22 protein-coding genes and 1 pseudogene are annotated in these 20988 nt (G+C 72.7%); 11 read left to right on the top strand and 12 right to left on the bottom strand.

Annotated features, from left to right (window positions below; all coding sequences use genetic code 11):
- Positions 1-21 precede the first annotated feature (21 nt).
- Positions 22-1635, bottom strand: coding sequence for a cellulose binding domain-containing protein (locus ACXKR8_RS37420; RefSeq protein ID WP_458268991.1), 1614 nt, complete (start codon positions 1633-1635; stop codon positions 22-24).
- A gap of 249 nt (positions 1636-1884) precedes the next feature.
- On the opposite strand from ACXKR8_RS37420, the gene ACXKR8_RS37415 reads away from it, so the two are divergent.
- On the top strand, positions 1885-2382 hold the full coding sequence (locus ACXKR8_RS37415; RefSeq protein ID WP_458268990.1) for a peptidylprolyl isomerase: 498 nt from the start codon (positions 1885-1887) through the stop codon (positions 2380-2382).
- 84 nt (positions 2383-2466) lie between these two features.
- Positions 2467-3066 carry a DUF6461 domain-containing protein gene (locus ACXKR8_RS37410; RefSeq protein ID WP_458268989.1) on the top strand — a complete coding sequence of 200 codons (600 nt, stop codon included), beginning with the start codon at positions 2467-2469 and terminating at the stop codon, positions 3064-3066.
- A gap of 781 nt (positions 3067-3847) precedes the next feature.
- On the opposite strand, the pseudogene ACXKR8_RS37405 reads toward ACXKR8_RS37410, so the two are convergent.
- The 4 genes and pseudogenes from ACXKR8_RS37405 to ACXKR8_RS37390 all read right to left on the bottom strand — a co-directional run.
- Positions 3848-5044 (bottom strand): annotated as a pseudogene (locus tag ACXKR8_RS37405) (MAB_1171c family putative transporter); the annotation flags it as partial.
- 41 nt (positions 5045-5085) lie between these two features.
- Positions 5086-5607 carry a hypothetical protein gene (locus ACXKR8_RS37400; protein ID WP_458268987.1) on the bottom strand — a complete coding sequence of 174 codons (522 nt, stop codon included), beginning with the start codon at positions 5605-5607 and terminating at the stop codon, positions 5086-5088.
- 86 nt (positions 5608-5693) lie between these two features.
- Positions 5694-6080, bottom strand: coding sequence for a helix-turn-helix domain-containing protein (locus ACXKR8_RS37395; protein ID WP_458268986.1), 387 nt, complete (start codon positions 6078-6080; stop codon positions 5694-5696).
- A gap of 417 nt (positions 6081-6497) precedes the next feature.
- A complete protein-coding gene (locus tag ACXKR8_RS37390; RefSeq protein ID WP_458268985.1) occupies positions 6498-7433 on the bottom strand; it encodes an SDR family NAD(P)-dependent oxidoreductase in 936 nt (311 codons plus the stop codon).
- Between the two features lie 153 nt (positions 7434-7586).
- On the opposite strand from ACXKR8_RS37390, the gene ACXKR8_RS37385 reads away from it, so the two are divergent.
- Both ACXKR8_RS37385 and ACXKR8_RS37380 read left to right on the top strand, forming a co-directional pair.
- Positions 7587-8480 (top strand): helix-turn-helix domain-containing protein, encoded by an 894-nt coding sequence (locus ACXKR8_RS37385; RefSeq protein WP_458268984.1) that lies wholly within the window; start codon positions 7587-7589, stop codon positions 8478-8480.
- Between the two features lie 44 nt (positions 8481-8524).
- On the top strand, positions 8525-9238 hold the full coding sequence (locus ACXKR8_RS37380; RefSeq protein ID WP_458268983.1) for a lysophospholipid acyltransferase family protein: 714 nt from the start codon (positions 8525-8527) through the stop codon (positions 9236-9238).
- Here ACXKR8_RS37380 and ACXKR8_RS37375 read toward each other — a convergent pair.
- Genes ACXKR8_RS37375 through ACXKR8_RS37360 form a run of 4 tightly spaced genes read right to left on the bottom strand, consistent with a single transcriptional unit; the run spans position 9235 to position 11135 of the window.
- A complete protein-coding gene (locus tag ACXKR8_RS37375; RefSeq protein ID WP_458268982.1) occupies positions 9235-9552 on the bottom strand; it encodes a hypothetical protein in 318 nt (105 codons plus the stop codon). The genes ACXKR8_RS37380 and ACXKR8_RS37375 overlap by 4 nt on opposite strands.
- On the bottom strand, positions 9549-9935 hold the full coding sequence (locus ACXKR8_RS37370; protein WP_458268981.1) for a DUF427 domain-containing protein: 387 nt from the start codon (positions 9933-9935) through the stop codon (positions 9549-9551). Before ACXKR8_RS37370 ends, ACXKR8_RS37375 begins: the two co-directional genes overlap by 4 nt.
- A 57-nt stretch (positions 9936-9992) precedes the next feature.
- Positions 9993-10397, bottom strand: coding sequence for a PPOX class F420-dependent oxidoreductase (locus tag ACXKR8_RS37365; protein WP_458268980.1), 405 nt, complete (start codon positions 10395-10397; stop codon positions 9993-9995).
- A 60-nt stretch (positions 10398-10457) separates the two neighbouring features.
- Entirely contained in the window at positions 10458-11135 is a 678-nt protein-coding gene (locus ACXKR8_RS37360; protein WP_458268979.1) for a TetR/AcrR family transcriptional regulator, read from the bottom strand.
- A 117-nt stretch (positions 11136-11252) separates the two neighbouring features.
- Here ACXKR8_RS37360 and ACXKR8_RS37355 point away from each other — a divergent pair, with 117 nt between their 5' ends.
- The 4 genes from ACXKR8_RS37355 (at position 11253) to ACXKR8_RS37340 (ending at position 14095) form a co-directional block, all read left to right on the top strand.
- Positions 11253-12170, top strand: a complete 918-nt coding sequence (locus ACXKR8_RS37355; RefSeq protein WP_458268978.1) for an SDR family oxidoreductase — start codon at positions 11253-11255, stop codon at positions 12168-12170.
- A 66-nt stretch (positions 12171-12236) separates the two neighbouring features.
- Positions 12237-12581 (top strand): hypothetical protein, encoded by a 345-nt coding sequence (locus tag ACXKR8_RS37350; RefSeq protein ID WP_458268977.1) that lies wholly within the window; start codon positions 12237-12239, stop codon positions 12579-12581.
- Between the two features lie 108 nt (positions 12582-12689).
- Positions 12690-13244 (top strand): ATP-binding protein, encoded by a 555-nt coding sequence (locus ACXKR8_RS37345; protein ID WP_458268976.1) that lies wholly within the window; start codon positions 12690-12692, stop codon positions 13242-13244.
- Positions 13241-14095, top strand: coding sequence for an SCO6745 family protein (locus tag ACXKR8_RS37340; RefSeq protein ID WP_458268975.1), 855 nt, complete (start codon positions 13241-13243; stop codon positions 14093-14095). The genes ACXKR8_RS37345 and ACXKR8_RS37340 overlap by 4 nt, the downstream gene beginning before the upstream one ends.
- Positions 14096-14162: 67 nt before the next feature.
- Here the strand turns inward: ACXKR8_RS37340 and ACXKR8_RS37335 are convergent, their stop codons facing one another.
- Positions 14163-15047, bottom strand: a complete 885-nt coding sequence (locus tag ACXKR8_RS37335; RefSeq protein ID WP_458268974.1) for an ATP-grasp domain-containing protein — start codon at positions 15045-15047, stop codon at positions 14163-14165.
- 159 nt (positions 15048-15206) lie between these two features.
- Between ACXKR8_RS37335 and ACXKR8_RS37330 the strand changes: the two genes are divergently transcribed.
- Positions 15207-17549: a SpoIIE family protein phosphatase gene (locus ACXKR8_RS37330; protein WP_458268973.1), complete on the top strand. Its 2343-nt coding sequence runs from the start codon at positions 15207-15209 to the stop codon at positions 17547-17549.
- On the opposite strand, the gene ACXKR8_RS37325 is transcribed toward ACXKR8_RS37330, so the two are convergent.
- Together ACXKR8_RS37325 and ACXKR8_RS37320 are read right to left on the bottom strand one after the other, a co-directional pair.
- Positions 17515-18483: an SIS domain-containing protein gene (locus tag ACXKR8_RS37325; protein WP_462099981.1), complete on the bottom strand. Its 969-nt coding sequence runs from the start codon at positions 18481-18483 to the stop codon at positions 17515-17517. The two genes, ACXKR8_RS37330 and ACXKR8_RS37325, sit on opposite strands and share 35 nt — an antisense overlap.
- Positions 18484-18657: 174 nt before the next feature.
- Positions 18658-19380, bottom strand: a complete 723-nt coding sequence (locus ACXKR8_RS37320) for a GntR family transcriptional regulator (protein ID WP_458268971.1) — start codon at positions 19378-19380, stop codon at positions 18658-18660.
- A gap of 245 nt (positions 19381-19625) precedes the next feature.
- Here ACXKR8_RS37320 and ACXKR8_RS37315 point away from each other — a divergent pair, with 245 nt between their 5' ends.
- A complete protein-coding gene (locus ACXKR8_RS37315) occupies positions 19626-20384 on the top strand; it encodes an SAM-dependent methyltransferase (RefSeq protein ID WP_462099980.1) in 759 nt (252 codons plus the stop codon).
- Positions 20385-20445: 61 nt separating this feature from the next.
- Positions 20446-20976, top strand: a complete 531-nt coding sequence (locus ACXKR8_RS37310) for an NUDIX domain-containing protein (protein WP_458268969.1) — start codon at positions 20446-20448, stop codon at positions 20974-20976.
- The last annotated feature ends 12 nt before the right edge of the window (positions 20977-20988 follow it).

The following is a 20988-nucleotide window of genomic DNA, read 5'->3' as shown; positions in this document are numbered from 1 at the left end:
CCCGCCGCCCGCGGCGGTGCGTCAGCCGGTGAAGCCGGCGAACAGCTTGGAGAACTGGTAGGGCGTCTGGGTGATGTTGGTGCAGCTGGACAGCCCGCCCTGGCAGGCGTGCGCGTCCCGGGTGACCTCCCAGAACGCCAGCTCGCCCAGGTGGTTCTGCTGGGCGAAGGTGATCAGCTGCGAGGCGTCGGCCAGTCCGAACACCTCACTGGTGTTGTCGTTCACCCCGAGCATCGGGGTGACCCCGACCATCCGCCAGGCCTGGGCCGCGGTCAGGCTGGTCCAGACCTGCTTGATCTGGGCCTGGGTGGACTGCGCCGACTGGATCGCGTACGCGCCCATCTTCCCGGCCGGGTTGGGGGCGGTGGAGTCGCCGAAGTCCATGGCCATGACGTTGACCGCGTCCACCGTCACACCCGCGTTCTTGGCGGACTGCAGCACGTAGACGCCGTCCGCGGTCAGCCCGGTGGGCAGCACCGGCAGGGTCAGCGTCACCTTGAGGTCCCGGCCCTTGGCCCGCTGCGCGGCCTGGACCGCGGCGATGGCGGCGGACCGGCGGTCGACCGAGGTGTGGTCGACCACGGCCGCGCCCTCGATGTCGAAGTCGATCCGGTCCAGCCCGTAGACGTCGACCACCTTCTGGTACTGCGCGGTGAGACTGGCCACGGTGGTGCAGGACTGCGCCAGTTCGGTGCCGTTGGCGCCGCCGAAGGAGGGCCGGACGTCACCGCCGGCCGCCCTGATCGCGTCGAAATCCGCCTTGTCCCAGCCGCTGGCGGGGTCGTAGGCGCCGAACCAGCTCGCGGTGCAGGGAGTGCTGCCGTTGATGATGAACGCCAGCGAGAACTGCTTCAGACCGGTCGCCGCCGCGATCGCCGGCAGGCTGGGCGTGGGGTAGGAGCCGAGGTCCACGTACGGGGCCGCGGCGCCGGGGGCGGTGCCGCTGCCCGCGGTGGCGGTCAGCGTGGCGGAGTGCGCCGACTCGTTGCCCGCCGCGTCGAAGGCCGCGACGCTGACGGTGTGGCTGCTGCCGGCCAGCAGCCCGGTGAGGTTGGCGGCGGCCGAGGTGACCGTCGCCACGACCGAGCTGCCCTCGTACACGTGGTAGCCGGTGACCGCGACATTGTCGGTGGACGCGTGCCAGGACAGCGCGACGCTGCCGGGCCCGGTCCCGGTGACCGCCAGGCCGGTCGGGACCGAGGGCGCGACCAGGTCGGGCGGGAGGCCCTGGCACGGCGCGTTGTTGATCAGGCAGTTGGCGGGCGGGGTCTGGGTGGCGCCGGTGGAGAAGTCCATCCCGACCACGTCGGCGGTGGCCCCCGGGGCCAGCGGGGCCGCCCAGCTCGGCGCGGTCACGGTGTAGTGGGTGCCGGAGTGGGTGAGCGTGCCGTTCCAGGCGCTGGTGACGGCTTCGCCGGTGGGGAGGTCGAAGCCGAGGGACCAGGTGCTGACGGGCGCATTGCTGTTGTTGGTGATCGTGTAGGTGCCCTCGAAGCCGCTCTGCCAGCTCGAGGTGACCGCGAAGTTCGCGATCAGCCCGGTGAGCCCGTTGGCGGCATGGGCGGTGGCGGGGAGCAGCAGCGGGGCGGCGAGCAGGGCCGCGGCGGCGGTGAAGGGCAAGGTGACGCGCCTCATGGGCGTGTCCTCCCGGGCGTGGGGCAGCACAGAGCTCGTGCTGCTGAAGGAGTGTGTGGGGGTTCTCCATGCATGGAACTGCCGCGGCACCCCTACGGTGGTCCAGACCAATGCCCGCCGTCAAGAGTGCTGCAGGCCATGGCGGACAAGGTCCGGAACCCGCCGTCACTGCCCCGGATCGGGTGATTTGTGCCGCACAAGACACCCAAACGGTCGCCCGGGGGTGCCGGGGAGTGTCAGGATGGTCTTATGACGATCAAGGTCTACTTCGACATCACCATCAACGACGAGCCCGCCGGGCGGATCACCTTCAACCTGTTCGAGGACGTGGTTCCCAAGACGGCGGAGAACTTCCGCGCCCTGGCGACCGGCGAGCAGGGGTTCGGCTTCAAGGGCTCCTCCTTCCACCGCGTCATCCCCGGCTTCATGCTGCAGGGCGGCGACTTCACGGCCGGCAACGGCACCGGCGGCAAGAGCATCTACGGAAACAAGTTCCCCGACGAGAACTTCAAGCTCACCCACAGCAAGCCGGGCCTGCTGTCGATGGCCAACGCCGGCCCCAACACCAACGGCTCGCAGTTCTTCATCACCACCGTGGTGACCGACTGGCTCGACGGCAAGCACGTCGTCTTCGGCGAGGTCGCCGACAAGGAGAGCCTGGACCTGGTCAGCAAGATCGAGGGCTACGGCACCTCCAACGGCAAGACCAAGGCCAAGATCACCATCTCCGACTCCGGAGTCATCTGACGCCAGCCGTATCCGACCCACCCGAGGTGGCCCCGCTCGTTCGAGCGGGGCCATCTTGACGTTCTCAGACAGGAGCACAGCCGGATGAGCGGTCTCGACTGGATGTTCGGGCAGGACCTTCCGCTGCTGAGCCTCACCTTCGCGCGCGATCTCACCCCCGGGCAGCTGCTGGAGCGGATGGGCGCGGACCCGGCCACCCTCGCCGAGCGCGACCGGCGTGCCTACGACCAGGAGTTCGGCGACCTCGTCTACGACGACGACGGCTATGTGGTGCTCGCCGGACGGTACGGGAGCTGGGCCTGGGCCTGGGAGGAGGCCAGCTGGCGGTGCGTCGAGGACGACCGGCTCGTCTGCGCGGTCTCCGAGCAGACCTCGGCGGTCGTGCTGCACACCAATGAGAAGCCGATGGTGGACTTCCGCTACGCCGAGAACGGGCGGCTGGTGACCGGCATCAACACCATGCTGAGCCTCACCCCCGGCGACCGTACCGGTAGCCACATCCATCGGTTCGACCCCGAACTGCGGGCCCTGGGCGCCGACCCGGACCAGGGCGAGGCCGGACCGCTGGGCGAACGCGAGCTGTTCTTCCGCCTGCTGGAGGGGCTCGGCATCGGCCTTCCGCACGCCGACCTGATGACCAACCCGGCCTACAGCGCCCGGCTCCGCCCTCCACGCACCGCTTAGCCGTCTTCTCCTCCGTGGCGGGCGGCCCGACGCCGGCGCAGGGCCAACAGGGCGGTGACCAGGGCGCGGGCGGCCCGGCCCGGCTTCGGGGCCTGGACGGCGGCGCGCAGCGGGGGTCGAGCAGGGTGGTGGCCGCGGCGATCGCGAGTCCGCGGAGCGGGCGGCGCAGGGGTTCCGGGAGCCGGCGGGCGGCGAGGGCGCGGGTGCTGGTCCACAGCAGCGCGGCGTCCGCGGTGGGGGCGAAGTGCGCCTGCTCGAAGGCCCGGGACCAGCGGGACCAGTCGTCGACGTCCCCCGGCGGGGGCACGATCCCGAGGGCCGTGGCCAGCGCGCCGTAGAAGCCGATCAGATCGGCCCGGTCCTGGGCGCTGAGCGGCCGGGCGCCGCGGCTGTCGATGAACCGGACCGGCTCCAGCGCGAAGACCGTGAGGACGTAGCGCATCAGCTCCTGGTCCAGGCCGCGGTGGACCCGGCGCAGGTGCTCGATCACCGGGGCGCCGGCCGGGTCGTCCAGGCCGTCCTCCAGGAGCTGGAACAGGATCAGCCCGGTGGCCTCGGCCCGCGCGTCCGGATCGGTGACCATCCCGCCCGCGGCGACCAGGGTGGAGGCGATGGCGGGCACCGCGAAGGTGCGCCACAGCCCCAGCGTCAGCCCGATCCGCAGGTCGTCGCGGTGCGTGGTCAGCGCCATCCGGCGGACCCGCTCGGCGGCGTTCGGGCCGGGGGCCGCGGCCGGTCCCTGCGGGTCCAGCTCCGCCGCCGGACCGAAGAAGGCCAGCGCGACCCGGGCCAGGTCGTGCTGGTCCGAGGTGACGTCCCCACCGGCGTCGCGGCCACCGTACGAGGGCTGCGCCGGCAGCGGGACGGGCCGGTGGCCGAGCCGGTAGCGGGCCAGTCCCGAGCGCAGGCTGACCGCGTCCACCAGCGCCCGCCGCTCCTGCTCGACGACAGCCGCTCCCGCCGACCCGACTGCTCCGCCCGATTCCCCTGCTCCGGCTGCCCCGACTGCCCCCGCCAGGGCGAGCACCCGGTCGGCGACATCGGCAGCCGCGTACTGGGTCAGCAGCACCTGGGCGTCCCTGGACTCCATCACCTGGCGCTGCCACTCACGGTGCCGCCAGCCCTGCGGCAGCAGCCCCTCCCACCACAGCCGGGGCATCCGGGTGTGCGGCAGGGCCCGGGTCAGCACCCGCTGCAGCGGGGCGACTTGACGATATCGGCGCCACAGCACCAGCCGCGGGCCCACCACCGTGGCGGAGAAGCCGGCCGCGATCAGCACCGCGCCGACCGAGGCGAACTCCGGGGCCACGACGGTCGACAGCACGTCGGCGTGGCGGCCGGCCAGCCGCAGCAGGATCGCGGTGAGTTTGGCGGCCCCGTAGCCCAGGGCGATCCAGGAGCCCGCGCCGATCAGCCGCAATCCCCTGGCGTGCCAGTACCGGGCGGCCACCGCCGGTTCGACGGCCAGCGTCCGGCACAGCAGCGCCAACCGCACCAGGATGGCCACGAAAGCGAGTTGATAGACCATCAGGAACACCGCCACGGCCGGAACGGCGGCGTGGACGGTGTCGAAGGTGGTCGGTGTCTCCCGAGCCCGCAACCGCGCTGCGCCGGACCAGAACAGGGCGCCCATCAGCGCCAGCGTGACTGCGGAGAGCGCCAGTTGGGCGCGCAGCCGACGCAGCGCCAGCCAGCCGACCCGGCCGTCGCGGCGCTGGGCCTGATGCGTCGGCCACAGCACCAGCAGCACCTGCGCGCTGGCCCCGCAGGCCGTGATCAGCGCGTACACCAGCAGGGTGGCCAGATTGGGCACGCCGACCGCGTGGTCGAGCGAGCGGTAGACCACCGGCGTCGCGACCAGGAACGCCGACCCGCTGAAGGCGGGACAGGCCGCCATCGCCGCCAGCGCGGGATCCCAGCCCACCCGCCGCAGCGCGTTCAGCTTGTGCCCGACCACCCCGTACGAGAGCGCCCCCACCAGCGGGTACCCGACGTCCAGACAGGTCTCCCAGAAGGCGCTCACGAGGCGCCGCCGGGGCGTCGGTGCTCCAGTGAGGGGGCGAGCCGGTCCACGGCCTGCGAGGAGCCGGCCACGGCCAGCAGCGGCAGCCGCGCGGTGACCTGGACCGCGAACTCCTCGGCCTCCAACTCGGCCCGCTTGTGGTAGCCGTGGTGCCGGGCGTGCACGCCGGCGCCGAAGTGCTGCGCCATCTGCGCCGGGTCGGTCACCTGGGCCAGCAGCCGCGCCGCCTCCACCATCGCCTCCGGGGAGGACTCGTGCCGGCAGGCCAGGTGGCCGAGTTCATGCAGCACGATGCCGGTCTGGTGCCAGACCGTGGTGTGCTGCTGGTAGAGGATCAGGCCGTGCGTCCCGGTGTCCAGGGTGAGCCCGGAGACCCGCGGGCCCAGCGGGGCGGCCCTGGCCGTCAGCGTGCGGCCGGTGGCCCGGGCGATGTGCTGGACCAGGCCGTCCAGGTCGCAGTCGGCGGGGATCTCCAGCCCTTCGACCAGTCGGGCGCAGGCGCGGCGCAGGGCGTTCATGGTCCGACCCTCCGCACCCGGCGCGCGCCAGCGATGGACGGCCACGGCCACCGGTCGGACCGGGGAAGGCAGGATCTCATCCGGGCTCAATCCTCGGCCTCGTGGTCGCCGGGCAGTCCGGCCTGGCCGCGCATCTGCCCGAGCAGGCCCAGCACCAGGTTCTGCATCTCGCTCGGCAGGCCGAAACTGCGCAGCGCGATCGACTTCACACCCTCGTCGCGCAGGGCCAGCGCGAGCAACTGGACCTCGTTCTCCACCTGCCGGGCCGCGGCCGGATCCAGCTCGCCCAGCAGCCAGCCGACCGGGATGCCGAAGAACAGGGCGACCGCCCGCTTGGTCTCGTCGCTCGGCGCGGTGCGCTGCCCCTTGCGCAGTTGCGAGAGGTACTGCTCAGTGAGCGACACACTGCCGTACTTCTCCGGATTGCCCTTGATCACCCGGACCACATGGGCGTTGCTGTAGGGGCCGGCCATCGGATGGATCGTCCCGAAAAGCCAGTTGAGGCGGTCGGCGAACCCCGATCCAGGACCGGGGGGTCGAGCGTCCCGGTCCGGCCGTGGCTTCTGACCCGGTGTCATAGAAGGCCCCCATCAACCACATCATCCTTGCACGCACCTTAGAGGCCGACCGCCCCGGACCGCCACCGCTCCGTTCGGCCTCAACACGCAGTTGACTGACCGGCAGCCAATAGATGTGTCAACTACCGACTTTTCCCAGTTATTCGCACGCAAGAGCGAAATAGTCTCAACTGCTGGTTGACATGCCTCGGATCGCCAGCGAGGATCGTGGAGGTTGTCGCGGCGACCCTGATATTCATCAACTCCCTTGACTACAAGCACTGGTGGATCCACGACCCGCAAGGGTCTCCAGCGACGTCCGCCAAGGCCGGGTCACAGGGCCAGCAGGTCGAGGCTGACCTGCCACAGGCGTGCGGCCGCGGCGGGGTCGAGGGCATGAGCGGCGACACCGACCTGGGCACCGCCCGGGACGTGGCGGGGGGCCTCGTCGCAGTCCTCGAAGTAGCGTCCGCTCACGCCGTCGAGCCGGGCCGAGGTCGCCACCAGGACCGAGGTGGCCGCACCCTGCTCCGGGGTCTTGAAGGTGTAGCCGCGGGCGACCGCGGCAGCGAGCTCCGCGCTGTCCATGTGCCGGGTCAGATTGGTCAGGATCGCGCCGGGGTGCAGCGCGTTGACGGTGATCCCGTCCGCGGCCCAGCGCTTCGCGGCCTCCACCGCGAACAGCACGACCGCGGTCTTGGACTGCGCGTAGGCGAGCGCGCCGTCGTAGGCGCGGCGCTCGAAGTGCAGATCGTCGAAGTCGACCGGGGCGTTCAGGTGCGCGACGGAGCTGACCGCGGCGATCCGGGCCCCGCCGGCCGCGGCGAGCGCGGGGCGCAGCCCGGTGGCGAGCGCGAAGTGGCCCAGGTGGTTGGTGGCGAACTGCAGCTCCCAGCCCTGCGGGGTCCGCAGTTCCGGGGTCGCCATCACCCCCGCGTTGTTGACCAGCAGATGCAGCGGCCCCTCCCAACCGGCGCCGAAGGCGGCGACGGACGCCAGGTCGGAGAGGTCCAGGGCGGCCACGCGCAACTCGGCCTCGGGGTGGGTCGCGGTGATCTCCTTGGCGACCCGCTGTCCGGCCCCGGTGTCGCGGACGGCGAGGGTCACCTCCGCGCCGGCGGCGGCGAGCGCCCGGGCGGTCTCGATGCCGATGCCGGAGGTCGCGCCGGTGACGACGGCCCTGCGGCCGGTGAGGTCGATCCCGGCCGCGACCTCGGCGGCGGTGGAGGTGGCGGTGAAGGGAGTGGTGACGCGGGTGGAGTCGGTCATCTCGGGTGTCCTGTTCTGTGCGGTGGTGCGTGGTTCCCCTCCACCAGACAAGCACCGGCCCGGGGCCGGGCAACAGTGACGCCTCGACCGGGGGTCCAGCAGAACCCCTCTCCGGTCCGGTGACCGCGCCCCATCGGACCTAGCCTGGAGGACATGGACCACCACTCCGCCGAGGAGACCAACGAACTCAGGGACTACCTGCGCTCCCGCCGGGCCAGGATCAGCCCGGCCGAGGCCGGCCTCCCGCCGCAGTCCGGCGCCCGCCGGGTGCCCGGCCTGCGGCGGGAGGAGGTCGCCATGCTCGCCGGGGTGAGCGTGGACTACTACGTCCGGCTGGAGCGCGGGCGGAACATCAATGCCTCCGAGGCGGTGCTCGACGCGGTCGCCCGGGCGCTGCGGCTCAACGACCTCGAACGCGGCCACCTGTTCACCCTGGCCCGGCCCAGCCGGGCCCGCCGGCGTCCGCTGCCGCCGCAGCGGGTCCGTCCCGGGCTGCTCCGGGTGGTGGAGCAGTGGGCGGACGCCCCGGCCGTGCTGCTCGGCCACCGCAACGACGTGCTGGCCAGCAACCGGCTGGCCCGGGTGCTGTACACCGACTTCGACGCGCTGCCCCGGCACGAGCGCAACATGTCCCGCTACCTCTTCCTGGACGAGTCCGCCCGCGACCTCTACACCGACTGGGAGTCCGCCGCCCGCGGCACCGTCGCCGGGCTGCACCTGTACGCCGGACGGCACCAGGACGACCCGCGGCTGGCCGAGCTGGTCGGTGAGCTGTCGGTCCGCGACCGGGACTTCCGCCGCTGGTGGGCCGACCACGACGTGCTCCGGCGGAGCCACGGCAGCAAGAGCTACCACCACCCGGTGGCCGGCGACCTCACCCTGGAGTACGAGGTCTTCCACCCGACCGGCGACCCCGATCTGACCCTCGGCCTCTACACCGTCGAGCCTGGCTCGCCCTCGGCGCAGGCGCTGCGGCTGCTGGCCGACTGGACCACGGAACCGGCCGAACCCCGGGCGCCCGCGCCCCCCGCCGTCCTACCCGAGTAGCCGTACTCATGTGCCAGGGCCGCCGACTGCGCCAGGATGGGCGCATGCTCAGCGACATAGCCCGCCGCGTCCTGCCCGCCCTGGGCCGCCTCGACGTCACCTCCGACATCACCCCGGACGCCTACTCCCAGGCCGACGGAGTCAACGGCCCCGCCCCCGGCAGCATCGTCGCGGCCAACCACAGTTCGCTGATCGACCCCGGCGTGGTGCTGGCCGCGCTGGCCCGGCAGGGCGTCCGGCAGCCGGTGGTGCTGGCCACCGCCGGCCTGTGGCGGATACCGCTGCTCGGGGCCCGGCTGCGCGCCGAGGGGCACATCCCGGTGCACCGCGGCGACCGCCGCGCGGCCGACGCCCTGGACCAGGCGGCGAAGGCGCTGGCGGACGGACGGGTGGTGGTGATCTATCCCGAGGGACGCCTGCCGAAGCGGCTGGACTCGGGCGATCGCGACCCGGAGGGCTTCCGCTCCGGGGTGGCCCGGCTGGCCCTGGCCAGCGGGGCGCCGGTGGTCCCGCTGGGACAGGCCGGCGCCCGCCGGATCACCTCCGGCGGGCGGGTCAAGCAGCTGGCCGGGCTGCTCACCGCGCCGCTGCGGCGCCCCCGGCTGCACGTCCACCTCGGCGTACCGGTCCAGCTGACCGGCACCCTGCCCGAGGCGACCGCCCAGGCCCACGCGGCGGTCGTCGCCGCCCGGCGCACGGCCGCCGGGTACGCCGAGGCGGACGAGCGCCGGGCGGCACATCAGAGCCCGGCAAGTTAGCCGACGTCGATCGCGGTCACGGCCGGGGCGCCGGTCGGCGCGGTGTCCTCGTCGTAGCCGGCCGCGGCCAGCGCGCCGCGGGCCACCGAGACCGCCTCGGCCTCGGCCGCGCCGCGGTCCGCGGCCTCGACCTCGAGGTGCAGCACGAACCTGGCGCCGTCCTCGTCCAGGGTCAGCAGCCCCAGGTCGCCGGGGACGGAGGAGCCCACCTCGTCCGGGTCGACCCCCTGCAGTGCGTTCAGCAGCCGGGTCTTCGCCTCCGGCCGGAGCGGGGCCAGGAAGGTGCCGGGGATCGTCAGCACGTACTTGCTCATGCGGAGGCTCCGCCCTCGATGGCGTCGACCCGGTCGGGGTAGAACGCGACATGGTCCTTGATCTCGGCGAGGGCCGGGTGCGGGGACTCGTACACCCACACCGCGTCCACCGAGCGCTCGCCGCCCGCGGGGATGCTGTAGTAGTTCGCCTCGCCCTTGAACGGGCAGTAGCTGGTGGTGTCGCTGCGTTCCAGCAGCGAGCGGTCCACGTCCGCGATCGGGATGTACAGCACCGCCGGGTAGCTCGCCTCACGCAGCGTCAGGGCCCGCCGGGTGTCGGCGACCGCGCGGCCGGCCACGGTGACGACGACCCGGTCGGGGTTCGCCTCGACGGTGATGGGGTGCTTCGGGCTCGGCTGCAGGACGGGTCGGTCGGTAGTCATGACAGGCACTTCTCTCTGCTGAGTCGGGGCTGGGAGCACGCAACCGCTGTCAGGCGACTACCCCATCCCGCTGATCCGATCGGCCTCGATCACCAGGAGCACCCGGGTCTGGTCCCGGCCGCCGAACCAGGGGTACGGGCCGCCTAGGTAGCGCTGCGACAGCTTCTCGATGTGCTCGACCGCCCCGTCCGTGGTCACGTCCAGGACGCGTCCGCGCACCTGGAAGTAGCGGGACGGGTTGGCCGGGTCGGAGACGGTCACCGCGACGCGGGGGTCGCGGGCGATGTTCCGCACCTTCAGATGGCCCTGCACGCTGTTGATCAGCACGTGCTTCCCGTCCGTGTCGACCCAGGTCTGGGTGAGCTGGGGCGAGCCGTCCGCCATCGAGGTGGCGAGATAGCAGGTGCTCGGCTGGGTCAGCAGCGCGAGCAGGTCGTCGGTGAGTTCCACGGTGCTCTCCACGATGCGGGTGGTGCTGGGTGGTTGCGGGACGCAACGCCAGTCTGCCACCCCGCCCGGCGGTCAGCGCGAGGCGCGGGCGAGCAGCCCCGAGAGCAGTACTTCCAGGGTCTGCCGCAGCGCCTCGGTGAAGTCGAGCCGCATGGACGCGAGCGACGGATCCGCCTCGTAGACGGCCAGCATCGCGGGAGTCGGGTGCGAGTGCGTCCAGACCGCGCCGGTCACCATCACGGTGACCGCGGCGAACCGCAGCGCGTCCGCCTCGGTCAGCTCGGGGACGTGGTCGCGGACCAGCCGGGCCAGGGTGCCGACATTGGCGATCGACGCGTGCTTGTACTCCGCCGCGACGGCCGGGGAGACATTGCGCTCCAGCACCGCGGCCTGCGCGCCGACCAGGTCGCACAGCACCGGACGGGCCGCCAGCGTGGCGGCGAGCGCGGCGACCGCCCGGTCACCGCGCCCCGCCGGTTCCACCCCGTCCACCGCGGCGGCGAAGGCCGGTCCCAGCTGCTCCAGCCACTCCCGCGAGGCGACGTCCAGCAGCTCCAGCAGCACCGCCTCGCGGGATTCGAAGTAGCGCAGCACATTCGACTTGGCCAGCCCGACCCGCCGGCTCAGCTCATTGAGGCTCACCTGGGCCACCGGCATCTCGACCAGCATCGCGGCGGTGGTGTCCAGGATCGCCTGGCGGCGTACGGCGCGCTGCTCGTCGCTGCGGGCGCGCTGGAAGGGCGAGGTCATGCGGGCAGTCTACAGACCTCCGGTCTGTTGTTATCAGACCGCCAGTCTGCTAGCGTTCAATACAACAGACCGGCGGTCCGATAAGGCCCCCGCCCCCAGCGCCAGAGGAGCCCTCGCATGTACACCGTCCCCGACCAGACCGGGAAGTTCGTCGTCGTCACCGGAGCCAACAGCGGCACCGGCAAGGAGACCGCCCGCCGGCTCGCCGGCGCCGGGGCCCGGGTGGTCCTGGCCGTCCGCACCGTCGCCAAGGGCGAGCAGGCCCGCGCCGAGATCCTGGCCCAGCACCCGGACGCGCAGTTGGAGGTGCGCCGGATCGACCTGGCCGACCTGGCCTCGGTCCAGGAGTTCGCCGACGGGCTGATCGCCGACGGAACCCCGCTCGACCTGCTGGTGAACAACGCCGGAGTGATGGCCCCGCCGACCCGGATGACCACCGCCGACGGCTTCGAACTGCAGCTGGGCAGCAACTTCCTCGGCCCGTTCGCGCTGACCCTGCGGCTGCTGCCGCTGCTGCTGGCGGCCGAGGCCCCGCGGGTGGCCACCATGAGCAGCGGCACCGCCAGCTACGGCCGGATCCGCTTCGACGACCTGCAGTGGGAGCGCCGCCGCTACAGCGCCAACCTCTCCTACGCCCAGTCCAAGCTCGCCGACCTGATACTCACCCAGCAGCTCGCCGCGGTCGCCGCCGCACGCGGCTGGAACCTGCTCAGCACCGGCGCGCACCCCGGCTACACCCTCACCAACCTGCAGTCGGCGGGCGCGAACCTGGGCCGCGACAAGCCCAAGCGCTCGCTCCTCAACAGCATGGACTTCCTGCCCAAGCAGCAGGTCGAACAGGGCGCCGAGCCGCTGCTCTACGCCGCCACCAGCCCGGACGCCACCGCCGCCGGCTACTTCGGCCCGGGCGGACGCTTCGGACTGGTCGGCCCCACCGCCCCCGCCAAGACCACCCGCCGGGCCCTGGACCAGGCCGCCAACGCCCGGCTCTGGGCCGAGGCCGAACGCCTCACCGGGGTCTCCCTCCCGGCCTGACCCCTGCTGGCTCCCGCGGCGGGTTGTTTGCGACCATGGGGTTCCCCCAGCGCCCAGGAGGCGGCCGTGGCCGTTGCTGTTGCCATCGCCTGCCTCGGCGCCGCCGCGCTGGGATCGCTGCTCGCCGCGCTGCTCTACCGGCGCCGGCTGCGGGCCTGCCGGCGGAGCTACGAGCGGATGGCGGCCGAGCACCGCGAGCTGTACGCGCAGACCCTGGTCGCGCTCGACGCCGCCACGGTGGCGCTCGCGACGGCCGAGGCGCAGTGGCGGCAGAGCCTGGAGCGGATCCAGCAGGGCTACGACAGCAATCTGGAGCAGTTGCGGACCAAGCAGGCCGTCTCGCTGGCCCGGCTCCAGGGCCGGCTCCCCCAGCCCCACACCCTCCGGCTCTACGGCGACGAACGGCCCTGACGCCCGTACCCGACCACAGGAACCCGAGGCCAGGAGGGTCGCGGGGCCATCCGGACGACGACGGCCGAAACGGAACATATCAGGACGACCCCTGGGCAGGAGGAGGGCATGTACACGGGCGAGCACAAGGCGAGCGGACCGGCCCGGTCAGCGACCTGGGCGCTGACCGGACAGGCCGGAACAGTGGGCCGGGCCCGCGATCACACCCGCCGCTTCCTCACCGCCACCGCCCCGCCACTGACCGCGACCGCTGTCGGCGACCTGCTGGTCGCGGTCAGCGAACTGGTCTCCAACGCGGTACGCCACGCGCCCGGCCCGTGCACCCTGTCCCTCACCGAGGACCCGGCCCACGCGACGGTGACGGTCACCGTGGGCGACACCAGCCCGGTCCGCCCCCGGCCCCGCACGCCCGGCCTCACCACCGCCACCGGCGGCTTCGGCTGGCACCTGCTGACCTCGCTCGCCGAGCAGGTCGACATCCGGCGGCAGGCCGGCGGCAAGACCGTCACCGCCCGCCTCGCCGCCCCGCGCGAGACCGACCCGTGCGAGACCGGCCCGTGCGAGACGGCCCCGCGCGCGACCGGCCCGTGCGAGCCCACCCCGCGCCTGGCGCATCACGGCGGCTGGCCTGGAACAGACGGCGTCCCTAGAGTGGGCCCATGAAGCTACTGGAGAGTAGGCGCTGTTACCAGGCGCTCAACCCGCTGCACTCACTGATCTACTTCGCGCCCGAGGCCGAGGAGGAGTTCACCGCGGCCGGTCTCCGGGCCGGTCGCATGTGCTACTTCGCCGGCCGGGCCGCGGCGATGGGCGCGGTCGGCGCCGGAACGGTCGCCGCCACCTTCTTCAACTTCAGCCCCGGCCTGGTGGCCCACCACATCCCGCAGGCGTGGGAGCTGGCGATGCCGCAGGCCGTCCTCGACGCGCGGCTGCGCGCCGTCGACCGGGTGCTGCGCCGACTGCTGGGCGAGGAGGCGCTCGCCGACCCGGAGATCGCCGAGGCCGCCGAGCTGGCGTCCCAGGCCGCGTCCGCGTGCGGCGCCGCCGGACGTCCCCTCTACGCGGCGCACGCCGACCTCCCGGTGCCCGAGCAGCCGCACCTCGCCCTGTGGCACGCCCTCACCCTGCTGCGCGAGCACCGCGGCGACGGCCACCTCGCCGCGCTGACCGGCGCCGAGCTGGACGGCATCGAGGCGCTGGTCACCCACACCGCCACCAACAAGGGCTTCACCGCCGGGTTCGCCCGCGCCAGCCGCGGCTGGTCCCAGGAGGAATGGGACGCCTGCGTGGAACGGCTGCGCGAGCGCGGCCTGCTGGACGCCGAAGGCAACCAGACCCCGAGCGGGCTGGACCAGCGCCGCCAGATCGAGGCGCTCACCGACACCCTCGGACACGCCCCCTACCAGCACCTGGGCCAGCCCGGGGTGGAGCGGCTGACCGAGATCGCCAACCGGCTGACCCGCACCGCGCTGACCAACGGCGCCTTCCCCGCCGGGGTCTTCGCCACCGCCTGACCCGGCGTCCGGCACCCGGCGTCCAGCGCCCGGCCACCCGGCGTCCAGGAGGTGGACGCGCCCCGCCTCAGGCGGACCCGGTGGGCGCCGTCCACTCCTGGATCGTCCGGGCGAACCGGTCCAGGGCGCCGGGGTCGCAGCTGAGGAAGAGATTGGGCTCGACCAGCTCCAGTTCCATCAGCACCGGGCTCCCGTCCTCGGCGAGGGCGAGGTCCACCCGGGCGAACAGCAGCCGGTCGGCGTCCGGCGCGGCGGCGAGCGCCGCCGTGGCGAGTTCGATCTCGGCGGCGGAGGGCTGATGGACCAGCAGGTCGGGGTGGGAGACCCGGTCGTTGTCGATCACGCCGATGTCGGTCAGCACCGGCCCCTTGCGCATCGCATGGCTGAACTCCCCGCCGAGGAACACCAGCGCCCGCTCGCCCTCGGCGATCCGCGACAGATAGGGCTGCACCATCACCGTTCGTCCGGCCGCGTGCAGCGCCCGCACATGGGCTTCGGCGAGGGCGGTCCGGTCCGCGGTGTAGCGGGCGGTGTCCCGGGCCCCGGCCGAGACCGTCGGCTTGACCACGAACTCCGGGTCCCCGGGCAGCGTCACCGGTTCCCCCGGCGCCAGGAAGGTGGTCGGCACGACCGGCACGCCCCGCTCCGCGAGATCCCGCAGATAGCGCTTGTCGCTGCTCCAGTGCACCACCGGAGCCGGGTTGTGCAACCGGGTGACCGCGGCCACCCGGTCGACCCAGCCGAGGTACTCCGCCAGTTCATTGCTGTAGCCCCAGGTGGACCTGATCACCACGGCGTCGCAGCCGGACCAGTCGTAGCCGTCCGCGTCCCAGTACACGGCCTCGGCGTCCAGCCCGCGCGTCCGCAGGGCGTCCAGCAGCAGCGGGAGGTCGGCGTCGCGCTCGATCCCGTCCGTCGAGGTGGCCAGCAGCACGCGTCCGGTGGACGCCATCGGCATCTCCTTCGTTCCGTTGATCGTTCCGTTGATCGTACCGGCGTGCGGATCATGTGTTTGGGGATAGTCCCTCGCCCACCGGCATTCCTGGCTACCGTTGTCATTCTGATCCGGCAGCCGATGCAGGCAGCGCAAATGAACGTGTGGTGATGCCAGATGCCGGAGTGGACACCCGAACCGCGGGCACCCGGACCGGCCCTGCCCGGGCATCCGTTGGTGCTGCGGTTGGCCCGGGCCGCCGGGTCGCTCGGAGCGCTGCTCGCCCTGCTGCTGGCCTGGGCGGCGCTGCTGGGCCTGCCGCTGCACAGTGGTCTGCTCAGGGGTGTGTTAGCCGGCCAGCCGGTGCCGATGGAGCCCAACTCCGCGGTGGCGCTGGCGATCCTGGCCGGCGCCCTGCTGCTGGTCGTCCGCCGCGAGCCGTCGGCCGGAGGCCGGCGGATCGTCGGCGCTGCGGCGGTCGCCGCGGCGGTGATCGCCTCGCTCCACGCGCCCGACACCGCCCTCGGGCTGGTACTGACCGCCGCCGCGCTGCCCGCGGTGTGCTCGACCCGTCCGCGGGTGGTCCTGCTGGGCCAGGCCCTGGGCCTGGCAGTGGCCCTGACCGGCCAGGCCCGGCTGTACAGCTTCGCCTACAGCGTCCGGCAGTTGGGGCCGTTCGGCGACGGCACCGGAATGGCCGTGAACACCGCCCTGGCCCTGGTCCTGACCGGCGTCGCGCTGTTCCTGGCGCGACCGGACGAGGGCCTGGCCGCGCTGCTGACCAACGCCGGGACCACCGGGCTGCTGGGCCGGTGGATCTTCGGGGCGACACTGACCCTGATCCCGCTGCTGGGCTGGGTCCAACTCGCGGGCCAGAACGCGCACTTGTTCGGCGCCAGGCAGGGCGTCACGCTGATGGTGCTGGGCCGGGTGACCGTGCTGCTGGCCGGCAGTTTCGGCGCGCTGGCCCTGTCCCGCCGGGTGGAGACCGCCAGGACCGGGGCCGAGCGGAAGATCGGCGAGTACGCGCAGTTGCAGGCCTTCATGGACCACACTCCCGCCGTCATCTTCACCAGGGATCTGGACGGCCGCTTCCTGGCCGCCAACTCCCGCTTCGAGCACCTGGTCGGCGCGGCGGCCGGGAAAGTGGTCGGCGCCACGGTCGAGGACCTGCTGCCCAAGGACGCGGCGCTGGCCGCCCGGGCCGCCGACCACGCCGCCCGCAACGCCGGCGGATCGGTCCAGCGGGAGGACGTGTTCCCCCAGCAGGACGGCCCGCACCACTACCTGACCACGCTGTTCCCGCTCAACGACAGCGCCGGACGCGCCTACGCGGTCTGCGGCGTCTCCCTGGACGTCACCGACCGGGTGCTGGCCCGGCGCGAGGCGGACCGGCTGCAGCAGCGGTTCCGCGACCTGCTGGAGTCCGGCCCCGACGCCACCGTGATCTCCGACGGCGACGGCGTCATCGTCATGGTCAACGCGCAGACCGAGAAGCTGTTCGACCACCGCCGCGAGGACCTGGTCGGCCGCCCGCTCTCGCTGCTGCTGCCGGACTCCCCCACACTGACAGGCCCGCAGCAACTCACCGGCCCGGGCCAACTCACGGGACCGCAACGGGATCTCCACGCACGTCACCGGGACGGCCACGACTTCCCGGTCGAGATCAGCGTCAGCCCGCTGCAGACCGAGGACGGTCTGCTGGTCTCCGCCGCGATCCGCGACATCAGCGAACGCAAGCAGGCCGAGGCCGAACGCCGGACCCTGTACGAGCAGCAGCGCCGGATCGCGCTCACACTGCAGCACAGCCTGATGGGAACCCCGCCGAAACTCGCCCAACTCCCCACCGCCAGCCGGTATCTGGCCTCGGCCGAGGAGGCCGGCGTGGGCGGCGACTGGTTCGACCTGATCCCGCTCGACGGCGGCCGGTTCGGCGTCCTGATCGGGGACGTGATGGGCCGCGGTGTGCACGCCGCCGCGGTGATGGGCCAACTCCGGGCCGCCGCGCATGCGTTGGCCAAGACCGGAATGTCGCCGGCCCGGCTGATGACTGCGCTGGACGCCTTTGTCGCCGAGCTGCCGGACCAACTGGTCACCTGCTGCTACCTGGTGCTGGACCCCGAGGCCGGCTGCCTCACCGTCTGCTCGGCCGGGCACCTGCCGACGCTGATCGCCGCGCCGCAACAGCCGCCCCGGGCGCTGGCCGCCCCGATCAGCGTCCCGCTCGGCGTCGGCGGGTTCCCGCACCGGCAGGCCGTGCACCGGTTGCCGCCGGGTTCGACCCTCGCCCTCTACACCGACGGCCTGGTGGAGACCCCGGACACCGACATCGACCAGCGGATCCAACTCCTGGCCGACACACTGGAATCCGCCCTCGCGGACGGACCGTCCGAGACCGGGCACGACGATGCGCACCTGCTGGACCGGGCCGCCGACTGCCTGCTGCACGCCCTGATCCCGGCCCCCGAGGCGCACAACGACGACATCACCCTGCTGCTGGTCCGGCTGCCGCAGAGCTGACATCGGTGATGACGTCGGTGATGACGTCGGTGATGACGTCGGTGATGACGTCGGTTTTGGTGTCCGTGTGGTGGAACACGAACTCCTCCATGTCCACCCCGCGCACCTGCGCCAACGCACCCGCGAGCCGTTGCACCACCGCGGTCTCCAGCACGGTGCGGACCGGCAGCGGGATCCCCTCCGGGAGCCGGGCCACGAACAACTGCCCCGCCCCGGTCAGCGCCGTCGCGGTGACAACCAGCGTCAGGTGCCCCGCCGCAGCCAGGGTGCGGGCGAGTTCGATCTCGCGGCCGTCACCGATCACCACATGCAGGGTGCGCCCGGCCGACTCCATCGCCCCGTGCAGATAGTTGCGGGTGACCTGGGCCCCGGCCGGGACCCGGCACACCTCGCGCAGCAGCAGCGCGCCCGCCTCGGACGCCGATCTGGCCGCACCCGAGGCGACCACATCGGCGGCGACGATCCCGGCGGCGGCCTCGGCGACGGCGTCCACCACCGGGCCGACCGCCGCCTCATGGCGTTCCAGCGCCGCCCCGATCCCGGCCCACTCGCCGAGAGCCTCCGCGGCCGGGCGTCCGGCCAGGGCCCTGGCCGCCAGCGCCAGGCCGAGCAGCGTGCCGGTGTAGCCGACGGTGGAGGCATAGCTGTCCGGCTCGCTGCCGAGGTCTATCGCGAGGCCGACCGCCGCCGTCAGCGGTGAGCCGGCCACATTGACCAGCGCGGCCCGCCGCTGCTGCGGGACCCGGCCGAGGGCCTCCAGGGTCTCGGTGCTGCGCCCCGACTGGGACACCCCGAGCACCAGGTCGGCGTCGTCGAAGACCGGCCCTGGGCCGAGATCCCCGGCCAGCACCCGCCGTGCGGCGACCCCGTCCTCGCCGAGCAGCCGGACCGGCAGCGCCAGCGCGGCATGGCTGGCGCCGATGCCGGTGAGCACCGGGCGGGCGATGCGGTCAGGTCGGTGCCGGCGAGCTGCTCGGCGACCCGGACGGCGATGCGTTCCAGGGCGGCGGGCTGGGCCGCCCGTCCCCGCAGATAGGGGATGGTTCCTTCGGGCGCTGGAGACACAGGGCGCTTCCTCTCAAGAACTTTCACGGACTTTCACGAGCCTTCACGACTGGCGAACGAAGGAGGTCCGCAGCCGGTACCGGTCGCCCCGGTAGGTGAGGGTGGTGATCAGCACGACGCGGTCGTCGGCGTCGGTCATCACCTGCTGCATGACCAGCACCGGATCCCCCTCGGCCAGGTCGAGGTGCGGGGCGATCTCCGCCGGACAGCCGCGGGACTCGATCATCGCCTCGGCCCGTGCCGGTTCGAATCCGGCTCCGGCCAGCTGCTCCAGCAGCGAGGAGTCGGCGAAGTCCGCGCTGGTCAGACCGGGTGCCAGCGCCAGCACCACCCGCGAGGCGTCGACCCCGATCGGCAGCCCGTCCAGCATCCGCACCCGGTCCAGGTGGAACAGCTCGGCACCGGCCGCGATCCCGAACTCGTCGGCCTCGTCCAGCGTCGCCGGGGCGACCTCGGCGCGGAGCACCAGCGCGGACGGTTCGAGGCCCTTGCGGTGCGCGGTCTCGGTGAAGGACTCCAGCGAGTTGGGCCACTCCCGGTCGCCGCGGTCGCCGCGGTCGCTGCGGGTCGCGACGTACCAGCCGCGTCCGTGCGAGGAGTTGAGCACCCCCTGGTCGACCAGATGGTGCAGCGCCCGCCGCAGCGTGACCCGGCTGACCCCCAGCTGCTCGCACAGCTCCCGCTCAGCCGGAAGCCGCCGCCCGGCAGCGAACACCCCGTCCCTGACCCGCTGCTCCACCACCCCGGCCGCCTCGACCCACAACATCCGAGCCCCTCATCGTCAGCCGCCCCATCCAAGACAAAAAACATACCAGGAAGACAAAACCAATACAATGAGCAAAACCGGGGGCAGGGCGGGGTTGGGGGGCCTACCCTGGCGGCTACACGCAAGGTGCGGATGTGCGGGGGGTACGGCAGTGGCACAGGGAATCAGACCAACGGCCGAGTCGCAGGACCCGAACCATGCGCCGTCCGCCGATCTGAAACATGGCGATAGCGCACCCGTCCCGCATGTATGACTACTACTTGGGTGGAAAAGACAACTTCCCCGCCGACCGGGAAGCAGCCGAGCAGGTGCTGCGGATCGTGCCGGAGATGCGGATGGCCGCCCGGATGAACCGGGCCTTCCTCGGGCGGGCGATCCACTACGCGGCGTCGGCCGGCCTCTCCCAGTTCCTCGACATCGGCACCGGGATCCCGACCGCGGGCAACACCCATGTGGTGGCCCAGCAGGTCAACCCGCAGGCCCGGGTGGCCTATGTCGACAACGACCCGATCGTGCTGACCCACGCCCGCGCGCTGATGGCGGGGACCGGCCACGGTGCGACCCATGTGGTCCAGGCCGATCTGCGGGAGCCCGGGAAGATCCTGACCGACCCGGTGGTGCAGAAGGTGATCGACTACGACGAGCCGGTCGCCCTGGTCCTGGCCGCGATCCTGCACTTCATCCCGGACTCCGACGACCCGCACGCCATCGTCGGGGAGTTGCTCGCCCCGCTGGCCCCGGGCAGCCTGCTGATCCTCAGCCATGGCTCCTGGGACGCCGAGGGCGAGGACTTCTCCGGGCGCGCCGAGCAGCTGAAGGGCCCGTACAGCAAGGCCAGCGCCCAACTGCACCTCCGGTCCCGCAGCGAGATCGGCGAGCTGTTCGCCGGGGTGGAGCTGATCGAGCCCGGCCTGGTCCCGGTCGCCAACTGGCGTGCCGAGGCGACGCACGAGGAGTGGAACGGCAGCCGCGGCTTCTACGGCGGCGTCGGCATCAAGCCCTGACCGGCACCGTCTCCCGCCCCACTGCCTGGACCCCCACTGCCCGGACTCGGAAAGGCCCCCGATGAGCACCTGGTCCCGCACCAACCGCCGCCAGCTCACCGACGGCCGCTTCGTCCGCGCCTACCAGGACGACCTGCTCATCGCCGAGGGCGTCACCGGCACCTGGGACTGGGTGGACGTCGCCGACGCCGTCCGCGTCGTCGCCGTGGACCAGGACGGACGGGTCGCGCTGGTCGAGGACCAGTTCTACCTCCAGCAGCGTCGGATGCTGCTGGTCCCCGGCGGCAATGTGGACCGCTCGGAGCAGCCGGAGGCGGCAGCCCGGCGCGAACTGGAGGAGGAGACCGGCTGGCGGGCCGACACCCTGGAACCGCTCGGTGTCATCGACCAACTCCCCACCGCCACCCCGGCCAGGGCCCATCTGTTCCTGGCCCGCGGGCTCCGGCCCGGCGTGCTGGCCCGGGAGCCGAGCGAGGAGGGCATGGTCCTCAGCTGGCGCCCGCTGGCGGAGGCGGTCACCGCCGTCCGCGAGGGCGCGATCACCGAGGCCGGCAGTGTCACCGCCCTGCTCCTGGCCGCGCTGCGGCTGTAGCCAACAGCCCAA

The organism is Streptacidiphilus sp. PAMC 29251 (assembly GCF_054208735.2).
The sequence above is the reverse complement of the archived record's forward strand: the minus strand, read 5'-3'. Positions and strand labels throughout refer to the sequence as shown.

Bases quoted from the DNA above. Each gene is read 5' to 3' on its own strand.
- ACXKR8_RS37420 (WP_458268991.1), bottom strand. From the start codon at position 1,635: ATGAGGCGCGTCACCTTGCCCTTCACCGCCGCCGCGGCCCTGCTCGCC.
- ACXKR8_RS37415 (WP_458268990.1), top strand. From the start codon at position 1,885: ATGACGATCAAGGTCTACTTCGACATCACCATCAACGACGAGCCCGCC.
- ACXKR8_RS37410 (WP_458268989.1), top strand. From the start codon at position 2,467: ATGAGCGGTCTCGACTGGATGTTCGGGCAGGACCTTCCGCTGCTGAGC.
- ACXKR8_RS37400 (WP_458268987.1), bottom strand. From the start codon at position 5,607: ATGAACGCCCTGCGCCGCGCCTGCGCCCGACTGGTCGAAGGGCTGGAG.
- ACXKR8_RS37395 (WP_458268986.1), bottom strand. From the start codon at position 6,080: ATGGCCGGCCCCTACAGCAACGCCCATGTGGTCCGGGTGATCAAGGGC.
- ACXKR8_RS37390 (WP_458268985.1), bottom strand. From the start codon at position 7,433: ATGACCGACTCCACCCGCGTCACCACTCCCTTCACCGCCACCTCCACC.
- ACXKR8_RS37385 (WP_458268984.1), top strand. From the start codon at position 7,587: ATGGACCACCACTCCGCCGAGGAGACCAACGAACTCAGGGACTACCTG.
- ACXKR8_RS37380 (WP_458268983.1), top strand. From the start codon at position 8,525: ATGCTCAGCGACATAGCCCGCCGCGTCCTGCCCGCCCTGGGCCGCCTC.
- ACXKR8_RS37375 (WP_458268982.1), bottom strand. From the start codon at position 9,552: ATGAGCAAGTACGTGCTGACGATCCCCGGCACCTTCCTGGCCCCGCTC.
- ACXKR8_RS37370 (WP_458268981.1), bottom strand. From the start codon at position 9,935: ATGACTACCGACCGACCCGTCCTGCAGCCGAGCCCGAAGCACCCCATC.
- ACXKR8_RS37360 (WP_458268979.1), bottom strand. From the start codon at position 11,135: ATGACCTCGCCCTTCCAGCGCGCCCGCAGCGACGAGCAGCGCGCCGTA.
- ACXKR8_RS37355 (WP_458268978.1), top strand. From the start codon at position 11,253: ATGTACACCGTCCCCGACCAGACCGGGAAGTTCGTCGTCGTCACCGGA.
- ACXKR8_RS37345 (WP_458268976.1), top strand. From the start codon at position 12,690: ATGTACACGGGCGAGCACAAGGCGAGCGGACCGGCCCGGTCAGCGACC.
- ACXKR8_RS37340 (WP_458268975.1), top strand. From the start codon at position 13,241: ATGAAGCTACTGGAGAGTAGGCGCTGTTACCAGGCGCTCAACCCGCTG.
- ACXKR8_RS37335 (WP_458268974.1), bottom strand. From the start codon at position 15,047: ATGGCGTCCACCGGACGCGTGCTGCTGGCCACCTCGACGGACGGGATC.
- ACXKR8_RS37330 (WP_458268973.1), top strand. From the start codon at position 15,207: ATGCCGGAGTGGACACCCGAACCGCGGGCACCCGGACCGGCCCTGCCC.
- ACXKR8_RS37320 (WP_458268971.1), bottom strand. From the start codon at position 19,380: ATGTTGTGGGTCGAGGCGGCCGGGGTGGTGGAGCAGCGGGTCAGGGAC.
- ACXKR8_RS37315 (WP_462099980.1), top strand. From the start codon at position 19,626: ATGTATGACTACTACTTGGGTGGAAAAGACAACTTCCCCGCCGACCGG.
- ACXKR8_RS37310 (WP_458268969.1), top strand. From the start codon at position 20,446: ATGAGCACCTGGTCCCGCACCAACCGCCGCCAGCTCACCGACGGCCGC.